This window comes from Oleiphilus sp. HI0066 (genome assembly GCF_001635725.1).
The window spans coordinates 1-1,293 of the sequence record NZ_LWFH01000521.1 but is presented as its reverse complement, the minus strand read 5'-3'; the positions used below and the strand labels follow the sequence as shown (position 1 = coordinate 1,293).

Here is a 1,293-nt window from a genome sequence, read left to right as displayed (position 1 = left end):
CACATTATCAAGCATTCGGATAGCAGTTCGGATCGTCTTTTGGAGACGTTCTCTATCCAACTCGCCGTCCTGAATGTGATTCACAAGGTTGATAGAACCAAGATTGCACACGGCGATTTCATCTTCACTGGTATTGAGCGTAATCTCAGTGCAGAGATTGGAAGAATGCACTACGCCAACGTGTTGCTGCGGCGAACGAATGTTGCAAGGATCTTTGAAAGTAATCCATGGATGCCCAGTTTCGAATAGCATCGAGAGCATTTTACGCCATAGATCTAATGCGGGAATACGCTTAGAGAGTTTAATCTCCCCGATTTCAGCTTTACGCTCATATTCTTCATAACGCTTTTCAAATGCCTGACCAGTTAAGTCGTGCAGGTCTGGAACATCATTAGGAGAAAACAAGGTCCAATCTTGCTCCTCAAACACGCGCTTCATAAACTCAGCCAAGAGCGCGGCGAGCGTTATACCGTTTGTGATTACAGTCAAACCTTAGATTGGGATGGCCTGCGTCAGAAGATTAAAAAGGAGGGAATACGCAACTCAAATGTGATGGCTATCGCGCCAACCGCGACGATCTCCAACATTATTGGTGTGTCGCAATCGATTGAACCGACCTATCAAAATCTATTTGTTAAATCCAACCTGTCCGGTGAATTTACGGTTGTGAATCCATGGCTTGTTGAGGCGCTCAAACGTGAAAATCTTTGGGATGCAGCGATGGTCAATGATCTTAAATATTTCGATGGCAGTGTTAAGAAAATTGATCGTATTCCAGAGAACATCAAGGCACTGTATTCAACTGCTTTCGAGATAGAACCGCATTGGTTAGTGGAAGCGGCAGCACGTCGTCAGAAATGGATTGATCAAGCACAGAGCGTGAATCTTTATATGTCGGAACCCTCAGGTAAAAAGCTGGACAACCTCTACAAAACGGCGTGGAGCCGCGGTTTAAAAACGACCTATTACTTACGTTCGCTGGGTGCAACGCACACTGAGAAAAACAGCACGCCAGTTGATCAAGGGGTTGCTGAGCAAACTTCGACGGTAGTTGGAAGTGCTAGCCAAAACGAAGTTCAGGGAAGCTTATCAAATCACAATCCGCAGACTACTCAGAAAGCGGGAGATGATTTTGAGTTGGCGAAAGGGCAAGAAGCGCCAAAGATGTGTTCAATTCTCGAACCCGACTGCGAAGCTTGCCAATAAGTTTGAGCGCATTGAAACCGAATTATATTTGAGGACCTACTATGTCATTCACCAACAAAAAAACAAGTACAGCAACGCCAAATTGGG

The 1,293-nt window shown here is 45.2% G+C and carries 2 pseudogenes; one reads left to right on the top strand and one right to left on the bottom strand.

The window, feature by feature from the left end:
• A pseudogene (locus A3738_RS07175) lies at positions 1-438 on the bottom strand (ribonucleoside-diphosphate reductase subunit alpha); the annotation flags it as partial.
• 3 nt (positions 439-441) lie between these two features.
• On the opposite strand from A3738_RS07175, the pseudogene A3738_RS07170 reads away from it, so the two are divergent.
• A pseudogene (locus tag A3738_RS07170) lies at positions 442-1,206 on the top strand (ribonucleoside-diphosphate reductase subunit alpha); the annotation flags it as partial.
• Positions 1,207-1,293: the final 87 nt, after the last annotated feature.